Genomic DNA, 14,141 nt, shown 5'->3' with positions numbered 1-14,141 from the left:
TATGGACGTAGGCGTTGACGTCGGCACCACCGTCACGAAGGCAGTCGCGTTCAGCGCCGACGGCCGCCCACTGGCCGAAGCATCGCGACCGACCAGGCTGCTGCACCGCAGCCCTGGGCGATTCGAGCACGAGACCCCCGAGATAGTTGCTTCGGTCAACGAGGTGGTCGGTGAGCTGGCGGCCGCTGTGGGAACCCGACCCGAGGTCCTGGCCATCACTGCGCAGGGCGACGGCCTGTGGCTGGTCGACGACGCCGGTACGCCGGTGCGCCCGGCGATCTCCTGGCTGGACGCGCGGAGCAGCGCGATCCTCGAGCAGTGGACCGCCGACGGGGTCGCGGAACACGTGTTCCGCCGTTCCGGAAACCGGATGTTTCCGGGCGCATCGGGTCCGCTGCTGGCCGCCGTGCTAGCGGAAGAACCCGACGTCGTCGAGCGGGCCGGTACGGCGGCGTACTGCAAGGACGTGGTGATGCAGGCGCTGACCGGTGTCCGGGCGACGGATGTGTCCGATGCCTCCGCACCGTTCCTGGACCCCAGGACCGGGGAGTACGACGACGCGGCGCTGGAGGCTACCGGGTTGTCGGGCGTGCGCGGGCTGCTAGCGCCCGTTGCGGCCACCGGACCGGTAGGCGAGTTGCGCGACGACTCGACCGGGATGGCACCCGGAACACGTGTTTCCGCCGGTCCGTACGATCTCCCGGCCGCGGCAGCCGGCGCTGGAGTGACCGAGCCAGGTGACGCGCTGCTGACGGTGGGTACGACGTTGGCCTGCCAGGTCATCACGCGAGAGCTGCCCGTCGACGGCGAACCCGCGGGCCTGTTCCTAGGCACCTGGACGCCAGGGGTCTGGCTCCGCGCGATGCCTGCAATGGTCGGTACGGCTGCCCTCGACCGGGTCCTCGCACTTGTTGGCGTCACCACCGACCAGCTGCCGTCGCTGCTCGCGGACAGCCCGCCCGGCGCATCCGGCGTCACGGTCCTGCCGTACCTGTCGGAGGCGGGCGAACGGGCCCCGTTCGTCGACACCCGGGCCCGCGGCACGATCGACGGCATCTCGCTGTCCACGACGACGGCCGACCTGGTCCGCGCGACTTGCGAAGGCATCGCGTACGCCGCACGGCACTGCCTCGACGCGGCCGGCTGGACCGGTCGCGTCACCGTGTGCGGCGGCGGCGCCCGGAGCAGCGAGTGGACCCAGATCCTCGCCGACGTACTGAACGCGCCGTTGCACACCGCCGAGGCCGAACAGGTCGCCGCCCGCGGTGCGGTGATCTGCGCGCGTCGTGCGATCGACCCGGACAGCGCCGGCGCCGAGTGGATCGCCGAGACCCGCCAGGTCGACCCGGACCCGGCGCGCGCCGCGTTCTACGCGGAGGGCTACGCCCACTACCTGCGCCGCATCGAGTCGGCCCGCCCACGCTGGTCCGACCCAGCACCTACGTTCACAGGAGATCGATGAGAACCGTCAAGACGCTGCTCGCCGGCGACCATTTCGTGCGGAACGACCTGCTGGCCGCGGCGCTCAGCACGATTCCGGACGTGGCGTTCGAGTTCCGTGAGGTCACGCTGCCCTGGCCGCTGACGCCGTACGGACGTGTCGCCGAGGTGGACGAGGCGAGCGACGCGGAGGACCAGCTGATCGAGGCGCTGGCCGGGGTCGAGCTCGCGGTCACGCAGATGGGGCCGTTCACCGAGCGCGTGCTGGACGCGGCGCCCGACCTGCGGTTCCTGGTGGTCTGCCGAGGCGGCCCCGTGAACGTGAACGTCGCCGCGGCGGCCGAGCGCGGGATCGCGGTGGCGTCGACGCCCGGACGGAACGCGGTGGCGGCCGCCGAGCACGCGGTCGCACTGACGATGGGTGCCCTGCGCAACCTTCCGCGCCTGCAACGGACGCTGGAACACGGCGAGTGGCGCTCCGACCTCTACGCGTACGACGAGTGCGGGGGCGAACTCGACGGCTCGACCGTGGGCCTGGTCGGGTACGGCGCGATCGGGCAACGGGTCGCCCGGGTGATGCTGGCGTTCGGCGCTCGCGTCCTGGTCGCCGATCCGTACGTCGACCAAGCGCCCGAGGGCATCGAACTCGTCGAACTCGACGAGCTGCTGCGGCAGTCGGATGTGGTCAGCCTGCATGCGCGGCTGACCGATCAGACCCGCGGGATGATCGGTGCGCAGCAGATCGCCGCGATGCCCCGCGGCGCCGTACTGGTGAACACCGCCCGTGGCGGTCTGCTCGACTACGACGCGACAGTGGACGCGTTGGAGTCCGGGCAGCTGGGAGCGGCGGCGTTCGACGTGTTCCCGTCCGAGCCGGTGCCCGCGGGATCGCGGCTGCTGACCGCGCCCAACATCGTGATGACACCGCACCTCGCCGGTGCCACGCGGCAGACGGCCCACCGCGCCGGATCGATCGCGGCGGAGGCAGTCGCCGCCTTCCTCAACGGAAAGGACCCCGCTGGACTGGTCTCGGCGTAGGCGGGGCACAGGACAGGGATCATGAAGTTAGCAACCACCACGACCTGGACCGAGCTTCTGCTGTTGCTGATCGCCTTCGTGCTGTCGATGGTGATCGGCATCGAGCGTCAGGTACGGCAGAAGAGCGCCGGTATGCGAACGCACACGCTCGTCGGCACCGGGGCCGCGCTGTTCACCCTGGTGTCCGGGTTCGGCTTCAACGCCGTCCTCGGGACCGACGTCAATCTCGACCCGTCCCGGATCGCGGCGCAGATCGTGTCCGGCGTCGGCTTCCTCGGCGCCGGCGTGATCTTCATGCGCCGGGACGTGGTCCGCGGGCTGACTACAGCGGCCACGATCTGGATGACCGCCGCGATCGGTATGGCCTGCGGCGCAGGGATGCCGCTCCTCGCGCTGGCGGCGACCATGCTGCATTTGGTTGCCGTCGGCCCGTTCGCGCGACTCGGCCGGTTCCTGCCGTCGCCTGACCGCCGCCGCGTCGTCACAGTGCGGTACGACGACGGAGCCGGCGTACTGCGGGCGATCCTGGCGACTGCCACGTCGATGGGATTCGAGGCCTCGGTGCTCGGCACCGAGGTCCATCGGGACGGGGCGCGCCCGCAGGTACGGGCGTCTATGCGGTTCTCCGGGCGCCCACCGTTGCAGAACCTGGTGCTGGCCCTGGACGATCTCGACGGCGTCACCGGCGTACGGCTCCGCAACGACGATGACGATTGAGCTACGAATGTGATTTAGATGAGAAAATCACACAGATTATCTATACGTAACCATCGTTCGGTGATAATTTCACCGGCATGCCCGCTGTACCGAACCTCGTTGACCTGCGCGAACTCGCCGTCCGGCTGGCGATCGCGGCAGGTTCGGAGCTCCTGGCCCGTCAGCGGAGTCTGTCGATCGACGCGGCTGGTGTCGAGACCAAAAGCTCCGCCAACGACCCGGTCAGCGCGGCCGACCGCGCGTCCGAGAAGCTCATCACGGACGGTCTGACCGCAGACCGCCCCGGCGACGGACTCCTTGGCGAAGAAGGCGCTTCACGGCCCTCGACCACTGGGCTGACCTGGGTGATCGACCCGCTCGACGGCACGGTCAACTACCTCTACGGCCGCGTCGACTGGAGCGTGTCGATCGCCGTCGAGGACGAGAACGGCGCACTCGTTGGCGTGGTCCATCAACCGCGCACCGGTACGACATGGTCCGCCGTCCGCGGCGCGGGCGCCTATCGTGCCGACGCCCCGTCTGATGGTCGGCGCCTGGGTCCGCTGCGGCAGACCCGGCTGGAGGCTTCCCTCGTGTGTACGGGCTTTTCGTACCTGCCGGAGCGCCGGGCCGAGCAGGCAGCGCTTCTGCAAGACTTGCTGCCGGCCGTCCGCGACATCCGCCGCGGCGGATCGGCCGCGCTCGACCTGTGCTCGGTCGCCGACGGTACGGCGGACGCGTACTACGAGCACCTGATCCAGCCCTGGGACGTCGCCGCCGGTGCGCTGATCGTCCGCGAGGCCGGCGCCACCGTCGTCCGCGGACCCCTTTTCCCGCAAGGCATCCTGGCCGCCGCCCCCTCGGTGGCCACCCCACTGCAAGAGTTACTCATGAGGAGGTCGGTGTGACGGTAGTAGACCTGCCGGCCCGGACCCATCCGGACGAACGAACGATTGCCGATGGCAATGATCAGCGGAAGCGCCGACGCCGGCGCGAGTACGGGCTGTTCGCATTGCTGGTCGCGCCGAACCTGCTGGTGATCGCGGTCTTCGCGTACTGGCCGATCATCTACAACGCGTTCCTCAGCCTGACCGACTGGAACATGATCGCGGCGCGCCCGACGTTCGTGGGGCTGGCCAACTACGGCCGCACGTTGACCGACCCCGCGTTCCACAAGACGCTGTGGATCACCGTCGTGTTCACCGGCCTGATCGTGGTCGGCAGCCTGGTGATCGGGCTCGCGCTGGCGTTCCTGTTCAACCTGCCGCTGAAGGGCCGCGGGGCGGTCCGGACGATCGCGTTCGCGCCGCACATCCTGTCCGGCGCCGCGGTCGCGACCATCTGGGCGTTCATCTTCGACCCCGGGTACGGCCTGATGCGGGCGCTGATCGAACCGTTCGGCGCCGAGCCGCCGGACTGGATGAACAACTCCGACTGGGCGCTGCCGGGACTCGTCATCGTCTACCTGTGGAAGAACGTCGGGTTCGCCGCGCTGATCTACCTGGCCGGCCTGCAGGGCCTGCCGAAGGAGCTCGACGAGGCGGCCGCGATCGACGGCGCGTCGACCTGGACACGGTTCCGCTCGATCAAGCTCCCGTTGCTGGCCCCGATCACCTTCTTCCTGCTGATCACCACGGTGATCGGCACCTTCCAGGCGTTCGACGTGATCGCGGTGATGACCGGTGGCGGCCCTGGTGATGCCACCACCACGCTGAGCTGGTCGATCTACAACGAAGGCTTCCAGGCGTTCAACGCGGGCCGCGCGGCGACGCTGTCGATCATCATGTTCGTCATCCTGCTGCTCGTCACCACCGTGCAGGCCCGGGTGATGGAGAGGCGGGTGCACTACCGATGAAGACACGCGCGATCCAGTACGTCGTACTGATCGGTGTGGCGGCCGTGTTCCTCGGACCGCTGTACTGGTTGCTGTCCACGGCGTTCAAGCAGCCGACCCAGATCTACCAGTGGCCGCCGGCCTGGTGGCCGCACCTGACCTGGGAGAACTTCAGCCTGGCGTGGAAGGCCGCGCCGTTCGACCGGTTCTTCCTGAACTCCACGATCATCACCGTGATCGGGACCGCGCTGAAGGTGGTCAACGCCGTGCTGACGGCGTACGCCTTCGCCTACCTGCGGTTCCCGTTCAAGAAGATCCTGTTCTTCGCGGTGCTCGGCGCGATGATGGTGCCCGGCCACGTGACCCTGCTGCCGAACTACCTGACCGTGGCGAGCCTCGGCTGGATCAACACCTACGCCGGCCTGATCATCCCCGGGATCGGGTCCGCGTTCGCGACGTTCCTGATGCGGCAGCACTTCCTCACGCTGCCCACCGAGGTGACGGACGCGGCCGCGGTCGACGGCGCGGGACACCTGCGCACGTTGTGGCGCGTCGTCCTGCCGATGTCACGGCCGATGCTGATCACCGTCGTGGTGATCACCGCGGTCGAGGAATGGAACAACTTCGTCTGGCCGCTGATCGTCACCAACACCGCGTCGATGCGCACACTGCCGGTCGGGCTGCTGATCCTCAAGGACGAGGAAGGCCTGGCGGCCTGGGGAACGATCATGGCCGGCACGCTGCTGGTGCTCGCGCCGATGCTGCTGATCTTCCTGATCGCCCAGCGCTACATCGTCGGCGGCATCACGGCCGGAGCTCTGAAGGGATGAGCATGCTACGTCGTACTTTCCTCGGAGTCACCGCAGGACTTTCGCTGGCCGGTTGCGGCTACCGTTCCGTCGACGCGACCTACTCACAGCCGGACGGGGAGGTGCCCAAGCAGTACGCCGGGCGCACGCGGGTCGTGTTCTGGTCGCCGTACGGCGGTGTGAACGGCAAGGCGGTCGACAAACTCGTTGCCAAGTTCAACGACTCGCAGCAGGACGTGTACGTCGAGGTGCAGTTCCAGGGCAGCTACGACGACGTGGCGCAGAAGGTCGCGGCCGCGCTGGTCGCGAAGCAGGCGCCCGATCTCGCCGTACTGTCGGACGTCACCTGGGAGCGGTTCTTCCTGAACGACGCGCTCGAACCGTTGAACGGTTATTTCACCGACGGATTCGGGCCCGGTGTCTACCAGGAGAAGCTGTTCGGGGAGTACGTCGTGAAGGGGCAGAGCTGGGCCGTCCCGTTCGCCCGCAGTACGCCGATCATGTACTACAACCGGGACGCGTTCGCGAAGGCCGGGCTGCCGGACCGCGCGCCGCGGACGTGGAGCGAGCTGCGGTCCTGGGTGCCTTCGCTGGCCAAGGTGCAGTCGGGTGGACGGTCGTTGCGGACGATCGCGTTCGCGAAGATCGACGGCGACTGGCAGTTCCAGGGGAACGTGTGGCAGTTCGGCGGCGCGTACTCCAAGGGCCTCGACATCACCATCGACCAGGCCGGTGCGGTGGCTGCGGGGGAGTGGCAGCGGTCGATGGTGCACGACCTCGGCGCGGCGTACATGGCCAGCAGCCCGAGTACGGACTTCGCCAACGGACTGGTCGCGGTGATCCAGGAGTCGACCGGTGGCATGAAGACCATCAGCAGCAAGGCGAAGTTCAAGGTCGGCGCCGGGTTCATTCCGTCCGAGGTCGCCTCCGGGCTCGCGACCGGCGGTGGCGGAATCGGGATGCTGCGGAACATTTCCGACGAGCGGAAACAGGCCGCGGCGACTTTCCTGCAGTTCCTCGCGCTGCCGGAGAACTCGGCCTGGTGGACGACGCAGACCGGGTACCTTCCGGTGGTGAACAAGGCCCGCGAGGACGCCGAGCTGAAGAAGCTGATCGCCGAGCAGCCGAACTACGGCGTCGCCATCGCGCAACTGGAGAACGCGCGGCAGCAGGACGCGATCCGGCTGTACGGGCGGAACGCGAACGTGCAGATCTACACCGGGCTGCAGCAGATCTACGCCGACAACGCGCAGCCGAAGAAGGTGTTCGCCTCGGTCGGGCGCCGGCTCGAGGCGATCGGCGACGAGGTCAAACGGCTCTACGAGGAGAAGGTGCTGTGATCATCACCGGCCACCGGGGCGCGCTCGGGACCGAACCGGAGAACACGCTGCGCTCGTTCCGGCGGGCGGTCGCGGACGGCTGCGACGAGATCGAGCTCGACCTCCGCGTCACCGCGGACGGCGAACTCGTGATCATGCACGACGCCACGGTCGACCGCACCACGTCGGGGTCGGGCGCGGTCGAGGAGCTGATGCTGGCGGAGATCCGGGCCTTGGACGCGGGCCTCGGGGAGCAGGTCCCGACGTGGGCCGAGACCGTCGCGGCGATCGACGTACGGTTCCAGGCAGAGATCAAGGCCGAGGCCGCCGTACCGCTCCTCGCTCAGTCGCTGAAGGCGGACCGGTCGCTGGCCGAGCGGACCCTGGTCACGTCGTTCCACCCGGAGATCCTGCTCGCGGTCCGGGAGGCGTTCCCGGACGTGACGACCGGACACATCTTCGGCCGTACGCCGGAGATCGCCGAGGTCATCACCCGCACCCGCGCGGCCGGCGCCAGCTGGGCGCTGTGCGGCATCGCCGGCCTGACCGTCGAGGCGGTCGCCGAACTGCACGCCGCCGGGTTGAACGTCACCGCCTGGCCCGTCCCCGACACGGAAACCCTCGCCACGGCGGTGACGCTCGGCGCCGACGGCATCACCACCGACAACCCCCACCTCCTCACCCACCACTGACCACCCAACTTTGAGCACCAACCAACCGTTTTCCCGGGCTGGAAATGGTTGGTGGGTGCTCAAAGTGCGCTGGGGATGGGTGGGGCACACGTTCCAACGTCTGAATATGTTCTTCCGTGGAACATAAATGTGTGGTTGGGTCTTCTGCATGGGAATCAGCATCGGTGTGGCCGGAGCCGGCCAGTTCGCTCCTTCGTTCCTGCGGCTGTGGTCCGCGCACCCGGACGTGTCCGAGGTGCGGCTGACCGACGTCATCCCGGAGCGGACCGCGGAGATGGCCGCCAAGCAGGGCATCACGGTGACGCACACGTCGTTCGAGGAGATGCTCGAGTCGGACGTGGACGCGGTCGCGATCTTCACGCAGCGCTGGCTGCACGGCGAGATGGCGATCAAGGCGCTCGAGGCCGGGAAGCACGTGTACTCCACGGTCCCGATGGCGATCGAGGCGGACCAGATCGCCCGCATCATCGAACTGGTGAAGGAGACCGGGCTCACCTACATGATGGGTGAGACCAGCTTCTACTACCCGTCCTCGGTGTACTGCCGGCAGAAGCTGGCCGACGGCGAGTTCGGCCGGGTGTTCTACACCGAGGGCGACTACGTCCACGACATGGACCTCGGGTTCTACGCGGCGTACCAGTACTCCGGCGGCGAGGACTGGAAGAAGACCGCGTCGTTCCCGCCGCTGCTCTACCCGACGCACGCCGTCGGCAACGTGCTCTCGGTGACCGGTCAGCACGCCACCCACGTGTCGGCGATCGGCGTCAAGGACGACCGCGGCGACGGCGTCTTCGACAAGGACGTCAGCCAGTTCGACAACGACTTCTCGAACGCGACCGCCCTGTTCAAGCTCGCCGACGGCGGGATCATGCGGACGAACGAGATGCGCCGGGTCGGGTACCCGTCGCACATCCGCGAGTCCCGGCTGCGGGTGTTCGGCACCGAGGGCAGCTTCGAGCAGCTCGCCACCACGACCCTGTGGCAGAACAAGGAAGGCGTCGAGGACGTCTCGCATCTGATGGAGACCAAGGCGACGGGTGACGACGCCGACCTCGAGAACGTCGATCCCGCGCTGCGGGACGCGTTCCGCTCCGGGCTGTCCCCGGTGCACGACCGTTCCCGCCTGCCGGAGGAGTTCGCCGGCCTGCACAACGGCCACGAGGGTTCGCACCACTTCCTCGCCGACGACTTCGTCCGCGCCGTCGCCGACAAGACCCTCCCGCCGATCAACGCCTGGGTCTCCGCCCGCTACACCCTCCCCGGCATCTACGCCCACCAGTCCGCCCTCCAAGGCGGCGTACAACTCGAAATCCCCGACCACGGCGACGCCCCCGCCTGACACCCTTCGGTCGGTAGTATCCGGTATGGACCTCTTTGCCGGAATCTCCGTCCGTGACTACGAGAGCGCGGTCGCCTGGTACGAGAAGCTTCTCGGAGCGCCGCCGAGCTTCCTTCCCAACGACATCGAGGCGGTGTGGGAGCTCGGCGAGCACCAGTACCTCTACATCGAGGTGGTGCCTGAGCATGCCGGTCATGCTCAGCACACCTTGTTCGTCGAGGACTTCGACGAGACCTTGAAGGGGATCGCGGAGCGGGGGCTCGAGCCGGCCGTACGGGAGACGTACGAGAACGGCGTACGGCACGCGACGTTCTACGACCCGGACGGCAACGAGGTCTCGTACGGTGGTGCGCCGGTGGCCTAGGGCTCGCGGTCGGAGTGGTAGCGGTAGAGGTCGGGGAGGAAGTTCTCCAGGTTGCCGATCTCCTCGATGTGGTGCCGGATCCACGCGCTCAGCTTGGCGGGTGGGAACGCGCGCTGGTGGGCGGTTCGATTCAGGAACAGCCGGCCGAGCGTGGTGGTGTCGCCGATGGTGAGGCGGGTGATGTAGCGGCAGCCGGAGTTCGTGCGAGTGAACTCGTTCTCGAGCTGGACCAGTGAGCTGCCGAGGATGCGTTTGGTGATCACCGCCGATTGGCTGTCGACGGTTTCGATCATCACCTCCAGGTCGAGCAGCATCGACGGATCCCGCCCGAGTGCCTCGGTGATGTGCAGCCGCGTGCCGGGCCCGATCAGGCCGGGTGTGGTCGCCTCGTAGGAGATGTGGTCGAGCGGATGCCAGACCAGGTACCGCGGCCAGGTCGTCCCGGCGTACCGCATGTCTCCCGGGACGTGCGTGTACCACCAGGCGAGCATCTCCGGCGTCACCTGCTCGAGTGGCGCGTGGGCGATCGTGACGAGGGTTCGGCTCTCGTCGGACGAGGTGGAGACGCCCGCGCTGTCGAGCGGACGCAGCGGCCAGAGGACAGGGCGCGGCGCAGGCAGATCCATCTTCACGCGGTGCCCGGTGCTGATACACCCAAACAGTCAGTCGGGTACGGCGATGCGGTCCAGGTCGGCCCAGTCGAGCAGTCGAACGGCGACGGTCGGACGGTGTTCGAGCTCTGCCCGGAGCAGCCGGTGGACCCCGTCCAGGATCGTGATCCGGTTGTCGGGTCGGCGAACGGTGTCGATGGGATGGCGAAGGTCCGCGGCCAGCGTGCGTTCGTACTGCGCCCGGTACGTGACCGGGTCCGCCGCGACCTGACGGGGCGTGACCTGGAAGGGCCGGTCGTCGTACGCCCAGAACGGCAGGTCGAGATGGTGTGCCAGGTCGGCGACCGGCAGCTCGACCGTCGGCAGGTCGAGGGCGTGCAGCCGTTCGACGTCCCAGTGGAAGTCGAGGATGTACGCCGTGAGCACCGCCGGCACCGTCAGCGGGAACGGGCGGCGGGTCACTCGTACAGGCGGCGCAGCCGCAGCGTCATCGAGTTCTCGATGTGGCGAGTCATCGCGGACTCGGCGGCGGCCGGGTCGCCGGAGCTGATCGCCTCGACCAGAACCCGGTGTTCGGTGAGGACCTCGGGGCCGATGTCGCGGTCGTAGTGCAACCGGAAGATGTGCAGGTGGCAGTGGGTTCGCTCGAACGCCGACCGGACCTGCTCGCTCCCGGACAGCGACGCGATCAGCGAGTGGAACCGGTTGTCGTGCACGGTCAGCGACTTGTACCCGGCGTAGTCGATCGAGGTCGGCTCGACCGCGGTCGCCAGCTCGGCGCGCAACCGTTCCACGCCCTCAGGGGAGATCAGCTCGGCCGCGCGGCGGGCCGCCCAGGGCTCGAGCAAGAGCCGGAACCGGTAGAGATCGTCGAACTCCTCGAGCGACAGGAGCGGGGTCGCGCGATAACCCTTCAGCGGCTCCTTGACCGCCAGCCCTTCGGACTCCAGCCGGGCCAGTGCCTCCCGGACCGGGGTCGACGACACCTGGAACTCCCGCGCGAGTCCGTCGATCGAGATCCGCGCCCCGGGCCGGATGACGTGGTCCATCAGCATCGTCTTGATGGCCTCGTACACGTCGTCGGCGAGCATCTGCCGCCGGAGCAGCCGCCGGTCCACCGGTGCCACTGGCTCGCTCATCAGGTGTCTCCGGATTCTGGTCGCGGGCTTGACCCCACCGGTCAGGTTTCGGCAGGGTAACACTGGTAATCATGCATCATGCACGATTCTGGGCTCGGCAAGCTATGGTCAAGCCACGGGCACGCTAGGGAAGGTCGCGAACGATGGTGCGGTTCGAACAGATCGGCGTCCTGCCCGAGCCCGGCGACAACGTCGCGATCGCCTCGCGGCGGCTGGAGGCCGGCACGGAGGTCGAGCTCGACGGTACGACGATCACGCTGCCGCACACCGTGCTCGAGGGACACCGCTTCGTGGTCGCACCGGTCAGCGCACAAGACGCACTGACCTCCTGGAACACGGCGTTCGCGCGCGCCTCCCGTGACCTGGTCCCCGGCGACTACGTCTGTACGCCGACCAGCCTCGCCGCGGTCACGGCCCGTGGCGTGGAGGGGCTGCCCGCGGAGCCTTCGGCCACGAACGAACCGCTCGACCCGTTCGAGCTGGACGAGTCGGCATTGCACTTCGGCGCCCAGGTGACGAGCGTCGAGCAGCCTGGTACGTTCCTCGGCTATCCCCGGGAGCGGGGTCCGGCCGGGACGCGAAATCACGTCGTACTGCTGGCGACCAGTTCGCGCAGCAGCGGGTTCGTCACCGAGTTGGCGCGGCGCTTCGACGGCGCGGCCGCGGGCGACGGCGTCGTACCGGTGGCGCACACCGAAGGCGGCGAGGACGAGGTCCCGAACAACCTGCACTTCCTGCTCGCCACCCTCGGCGGCTTCACGCTGAATCCGAACGTCGGCGCCGTCCTGATCGTCGACACCGAGGGTGATGTGGTCTCCGGCGAGGCGATCAAGAACTTCCTGGCCGAGAACGGCTACCCGCCGATCAAGGTGCCGCACGCCTACTTCACCCGGAGCGCGGGCTTCGAGCACGACCTGACGGCCGCCGGCGCGCTGATCGAGCCGTGGCTGCCGGTCGTCGACGCGCAGCAGCGCCAGGAGGTCCCGCTCGCGGACCTCAAGATCGCCTTGCAGTGCGGTGGTTCTGACGCGTTTTCCGGAATTTCCGCGAACCCGCTCGCCGGGCAGGTCAGCGCGGAGGTCATCCGGCACGGCGGTACGGCCGTGCTCGCGGAAACGGACGAACTGATCGGCGCCGAGCCGTACGTGCTGAAGAACGTCCGCGACCTGGCGACCGCGAAACGTTTTCTGGCGACGATCAAGTCGTTCAAGGAACGGGTCGGCTGGCACGGGCACACCGCCGAGGGCAACCCGTCCGGCGGCAACGTGTACCGCGGTCTCTACAACATCGTGCTGAAGTCCATCGGCGCGGCCCGGAAACTGCCGCGCGAGGTCCGGCTCGACCACGTGATCGACTACGGCGAACCGCTGCCCGGCGACGGCTACGTCTTCATGGACAGCCCCGGTAACGACCTCGAGTCGGTGGCCGGCCAGATCGGCAGCGGCTGCAACCTGATCTTCTTCACCACCGGAAACGGCTCGATCACGAACTTTCCGTTCGTTCCGACGCTGAAGTTCGTCACGACCAGCGCGCGGTACGAGCGGTTGCACGCCGAGATGGACGTCGACGCCGGCAAGTACCTGACCGGTACGTCGATGGCGGACCTGACCGCGGAGACCTTCGATCTCGTCGTCCGTGTCGCATCCGGTGAGCAGAGCGCGGGCGAGCGCGCCGGCCACAGCCAGGTGTCGATCTGGCGGAACTGGAAGCAGACCGGACACCGCGAGGGCATCTCGATCACCACGGACGGCCGGATGAGCCGGAAACTCGTCGACCTCCCGAGCGAGGACCGCGACGCTCCGCTCGACGGCCTCCCGCACCGCGGCCTGACCTCCGACAGCCGGACACCCGCGGAACTGTTGCGCGTCGACGACCGGTTGGTGCCCGAGGCGGTTGGCCTGATCCTGCCGACCAGCCTCTGCTCCGGCCAGATCGCCTTGCGGATCGCGGCCCAGGCAGAGCTGGAGAAGTGGGCCGGTGACGCCGTCACGCGGATGGTCGCACTGCCGCACACCGAGGGGTGCGGCAGCAGCGGCGGCGCGTCCGAGGAGACGTTCGCGCGGATCATGCTCGGCTACCTCCTGCACCCGAACACCCGGATGGCCCTGCTTCTCGAGCACGGGTGCGAGAAGACGCACAACGACTACTTCCGGTCCCGGCTGGTCGAGGCCGGCAAGGATCCGTCCCGTTTCGGCTGGGCAAGCATCCAGGCAGACGGCGGCCTGGACGCGGTCGGCGAAAAGGTCAGGGACTGGTTCGGCAGCTTCGACCTGCCCGCACCGCTCGCCCAGACCGGTGATCTCGGCGCGCTGACGATCGGCCTGGAGGCCCGCGGACCGTTCTCGGACACCACCGCCGAGGCGCTCGCGCTGATCGGTCGCGAGATCGTGGGCTCCGGCGGTTCCGTCGTACTGTCGTCGCGTGGCGCGTTGCTGGCACACGACGGCTTCCGTACCGCGGCGTTCGGCTCGTCGGACCCGGTGGGCCCGACGGTCGCGCACGGTCAGCGGCTCGCGGTGCCGGGCTGGCACGTGATGCGGATGCCGGGAACGGACTGGATGGAGACCGCGACCGGCTTCGGCGCGACCGGTGTACAGCAGATCCTGGCCCATGTCTCGGGCGGCACTCTGTCGGCGCAGCGGTTCGTCCCGGTCGTCGAGTTCAGCAACGACCCGGAGACGGTCGCGACGTACGGCGACGACCTGGACGCCGTGGCCACCGGTGACGCGGCCGAGCAGGCGCGGATCGGGCTGGACGTCGTCGCCGCGGTCGCCGGTCGCCGGCTCGTCCCCAAGGCTGTTGCCTCCGGCAACGTCGGATTCCAGATCACCCGCGGTCTGCTCGGAACGTCAATGTGAGA

At 68.5% G+C, this 14,141-nt stretch carries 14 protein-coding genes; 11 read left to right on the top strand and 3 right to left on the bottom strand.

Annotated elements, in window-relative coordinates:
• Position 1: 1 nt before the first annotated feature.
• The 10 genes from E0H50_RS00600 to E0H50_RS00555 all read left to right on the top strand — a co-directional run bounded on the left by E0H50_RS00600 (position 2) and on the right by E0H50_RS00555 (position 9,531).
• Entirely contained in the window at positions 2 to 1,462 is a 1,461-nt protein-coding gene (locus E0H50_RS00600; RefSeq protein ID WP_131283618.1) for an FGGY family carbohydrate kinase, read from the top strand.
• Positions 1,459 to 2,478 (top strand): 2-hydroxyacid dehydrogenase, encoded by a 1,020-nt coding sequence (locus tag E0H50_RS00595; protein ID WP_131283616.1) that lies wholly within the window; start codon positions 1,459 to 1,461, stop codon positions 2,476 to 2,478. Before E0H50_RS00600 ends, E0H50_RS00595 begins: the two co-directional genes overlap by 4 nt.
• A gap of 21 nt (positions 2,479 to 2,499) precedes the next feature.
• Positions 2,500 to 3,195, top strand: a complete 696-nt coding sequence (locus tag E0H50_RS00590) for an MgtC/SapB family protein (RefSeq protein ID WP_131283614.1) — start codon at positions 2,500 to 2,502, stop codon at positions 3,193 to 3,195.
• A gap of 77 nt (positions 3,196 to 3,272) precedes the next feature.
• Positions 3,273 to 4,082 carry an inositol monophosphatase family protein gene (locus E0H50_RS00585; protein WP_131283612.1) on the top strand — a complete coding sequence of 270 codons (810 nt, stop codon included), beginning with the start codon at positions 3,273 to 3,275 and terminating at the stop codon, positions 4,080 to 4,082.
• Positions 4,079 to 5,029 carry a carbohydrate ABC transporter permease gene (locus E0H50_RS00580; protein WP_238150692.1) on the top strand — a complete coding sequence of 317 codons (951 nt, stop codon included), beginning with the start codon at positions 4,079 to 4,081 and terminating at the stop codon, positions 5,027 to 5,029. Before E0H50_RS00585 ends, E0H50_RS00580 begins: the two co-directional genes overlap by 4 nt.
• Positions 5,026 to 5,838 (top strand): carbohydrate ABC transporter permease, encoded by an 813-nt coding sequence (locus tag E0H50_RS00575; RefSeq protein WP_131283610.1) that lies wholly within the window; start codon positions 5,026 to 5,028, stop codon positions 5,836 to 5,838. Before E0H50_RS00580 ends, E0H50_RS00575 begins: the two co-directional genes overlap by 4 nt.
• Before the next feature lie 2 nt (positions 5,839 to 5,840).
• Positions 5,841 to 7,157, top strand: coding sequence for an ABC transporter substrate-binding protein (locus tag E0H50_RS00570; protein ID WP_165546965.1), 1,317 nt, complete (start codon positions 5,841 to 5,843; stop codon positions 7,155 to 7,157).
• A complete protein-coding gene (locus tag E0H50_RS00565) occupies positions 7,154 to 7,828 on the top strand; it encodes a glycerophosphodiester phosphodiesterase (protein WP_131283606.1) in 675 nt (224 codons plus the stop codon). The genes E0H50_RS00570 and E0H50_RS00565 overlap by 4 nt, the downstream gene beginning before the upstream one ends.
• Positions 7,829 to 7,976: 148 nt before the next feature.
• On the top strand, positions 7,977 to 9,167 hold the full coding sequence (locus E0H50_RS00560; RefSeq protein ID WP_202867957.1) for a Gfo/Idh/MocA family protein: 1,191 nt from the start codon (positions 7,977 to 7,979) through the stop codon (positions 9,165 to 9,167).
• 25 nt (positions 9,168 to 9,192) lie between these two features.
• Entirely contained in the window at positions 9,193 to 9,531 is a 339-nt protein-coding gene (locus tag E0H50_RS00555) for a VOC family protein (RefSeq protein WP_131283602.1), read from the top strand.
• On the opposite strand, the gene E0H50_RS00550 is transcribed toward E0H50_RS00555, so the two are convergent.
• From E0H50_RS00550 to E0H50_RS00540, 3 genes are read right to left on the bottom strand one after another with little or no spacing between them, the layout of a single operon-like run.
• Positions 9,528 to 10,157, bottom strand: a complete 630-nt coding sequence (locus E0H50_RS00550) for a DAPG hydrolase family protein (protein WP_131283600.1) — start codon at positions 10,155 to 10,157, stop codon at positions 9,528 to 9,530. The genes E0H50_RS00555 and E0H50_RS00550 overlap by 4 nt on opposite strands.
• 36 nt (positions 10,158 to 10,193) lie before the next feature.
• The gene (locus E0H50_RS00545; protein WP_131283598.1) at positions 10,194 to 10,604 is read right to left on the bottom strand and encodes a hypothetical protein; all 411 of its coding nucleotides are present in this window, start codon (positions 10,602 to 10,604) and stop codon (positions 10,194 to 10,196) included.
• A complete protein-coding gene (locus E0H50_RS00540) occupies positions 10,601 to 11,281 on the bottom strand; it encodes a GntR family transcriptional regulator (protein WP_131283596.1) in 681 nt (226 codons plus the stop codon). The genes E0H50_RS00545 and E0H50_RS00540 overlap by 4 nt, the downstream gene beginning before the upstream one ends.
• Before the next feature lie 143 nt (positions 11,282 to 11,424).
• On the opposite strand from E0H50_RS00540, the gene E0H50_RS00535 reads away from it, so the two are divergent.
• Positions 11,425 to 14,139, top strand: coding sequence for a UxaA family hydrolase (locus tag E0H50_RS00535; RefSeq protein WP_131283594.1), 2,715 nt, complete (start codon positions 11,425 to 11,427; stop codon positions 14,137 to 14,139).
• Positions 14,140 to 14,141 lie beyond the last annotated feature (2 nt).

It is taken from the genome of Kribbella sindirgiensis, assembly GCF_004331435.1.
Classification (GTDB): Bacteria; Actinomycetota; Actinomycetes; order Propionibacteriales; family Kribbellaceae; genus Kribbella; species Kribbella sindirgiensis.
Note: the sequence above shows the minus strand (reverse complement) of the source record. Positions and strands in the feature narration are given on the sequence as shown.

Coding starts and splice junctions, on each gene's coding strand:
- E0H50_RS00595 (WP_131283616.1), top strand. CDS start 1,459: ATGAGAACCGTCAAGACGCTGCTCGCCGGCGACCATTTCGTGCGGAAC.
- E0H50_RS00555 (WP_131283602.1), top strand. CDS start 9,193: ATGGACCTCTTTGCCGGAATCTCCGTCCGTGACTACGAGAGCGCGGTC.
- E0H50_RS00585 (WP_131283612.1), top strand. CDS start 3,273: ATGCCCGCTGTACCGAACCTCGTTGACCTGCGCGAACTCGCCGTCCGG.
- E0H50_RS00535 (WP_131283594.1), top strand. CDS start 11,425: ATGGTGCGGTTCGAACAGATCGGCGTCCTGCCCGAGCCCGGCGACAAC.
- E0H50_RS00550 (WP_131283600.1), bottom strand. CDS start 10,157: ATGGATCTGCCTGCGCCGCGCCCTGTCCTCTGGCCGCTGCGTCCGCTC.
- E0H50_RS00575 (WP_131283610.1), top strand. CDS start 5,026: ATGAAGACACGCGCGATCCAGTACGTCGTACTGATCGGTGTGGCGGCC.
- E0H50_RS00600 (WP_131283618.1), top strand. CDS start 2: ATGGACGTAGGCGTTGACGTCGGCACCACCGTCACGAAGGCAGTCGCG.
- E0H50_RS00590 (WP_131283614.1), top strand. CDS start 2,500: ATGAAGTTAGCAACCACCACGACCTGGACCGAGCTTCTGCTGTTGCTG.
- E0H50_RS00570 (WP_165546965.1), top strand. CDS start 5,841: ATGCTACGTCGTACTTTCCTCGGAGTCACCGCAGGACTTTCGCTGGCC.
- E0H50_RS00560 (WP_202867957.1), top strand. CDS start 7,977: ATGGGAATCAGCATCGGTGTGGCCGGAGCCGGCCAGTTCGCTCCTTCG.
- E0H50_RS00540 (WP_131283596.1), bottom strand. CDS start 11,281: ATGAGCGAGCCAGTGGCACCGGTGGACCGGCGGCTGCTCCGGCGGCAG.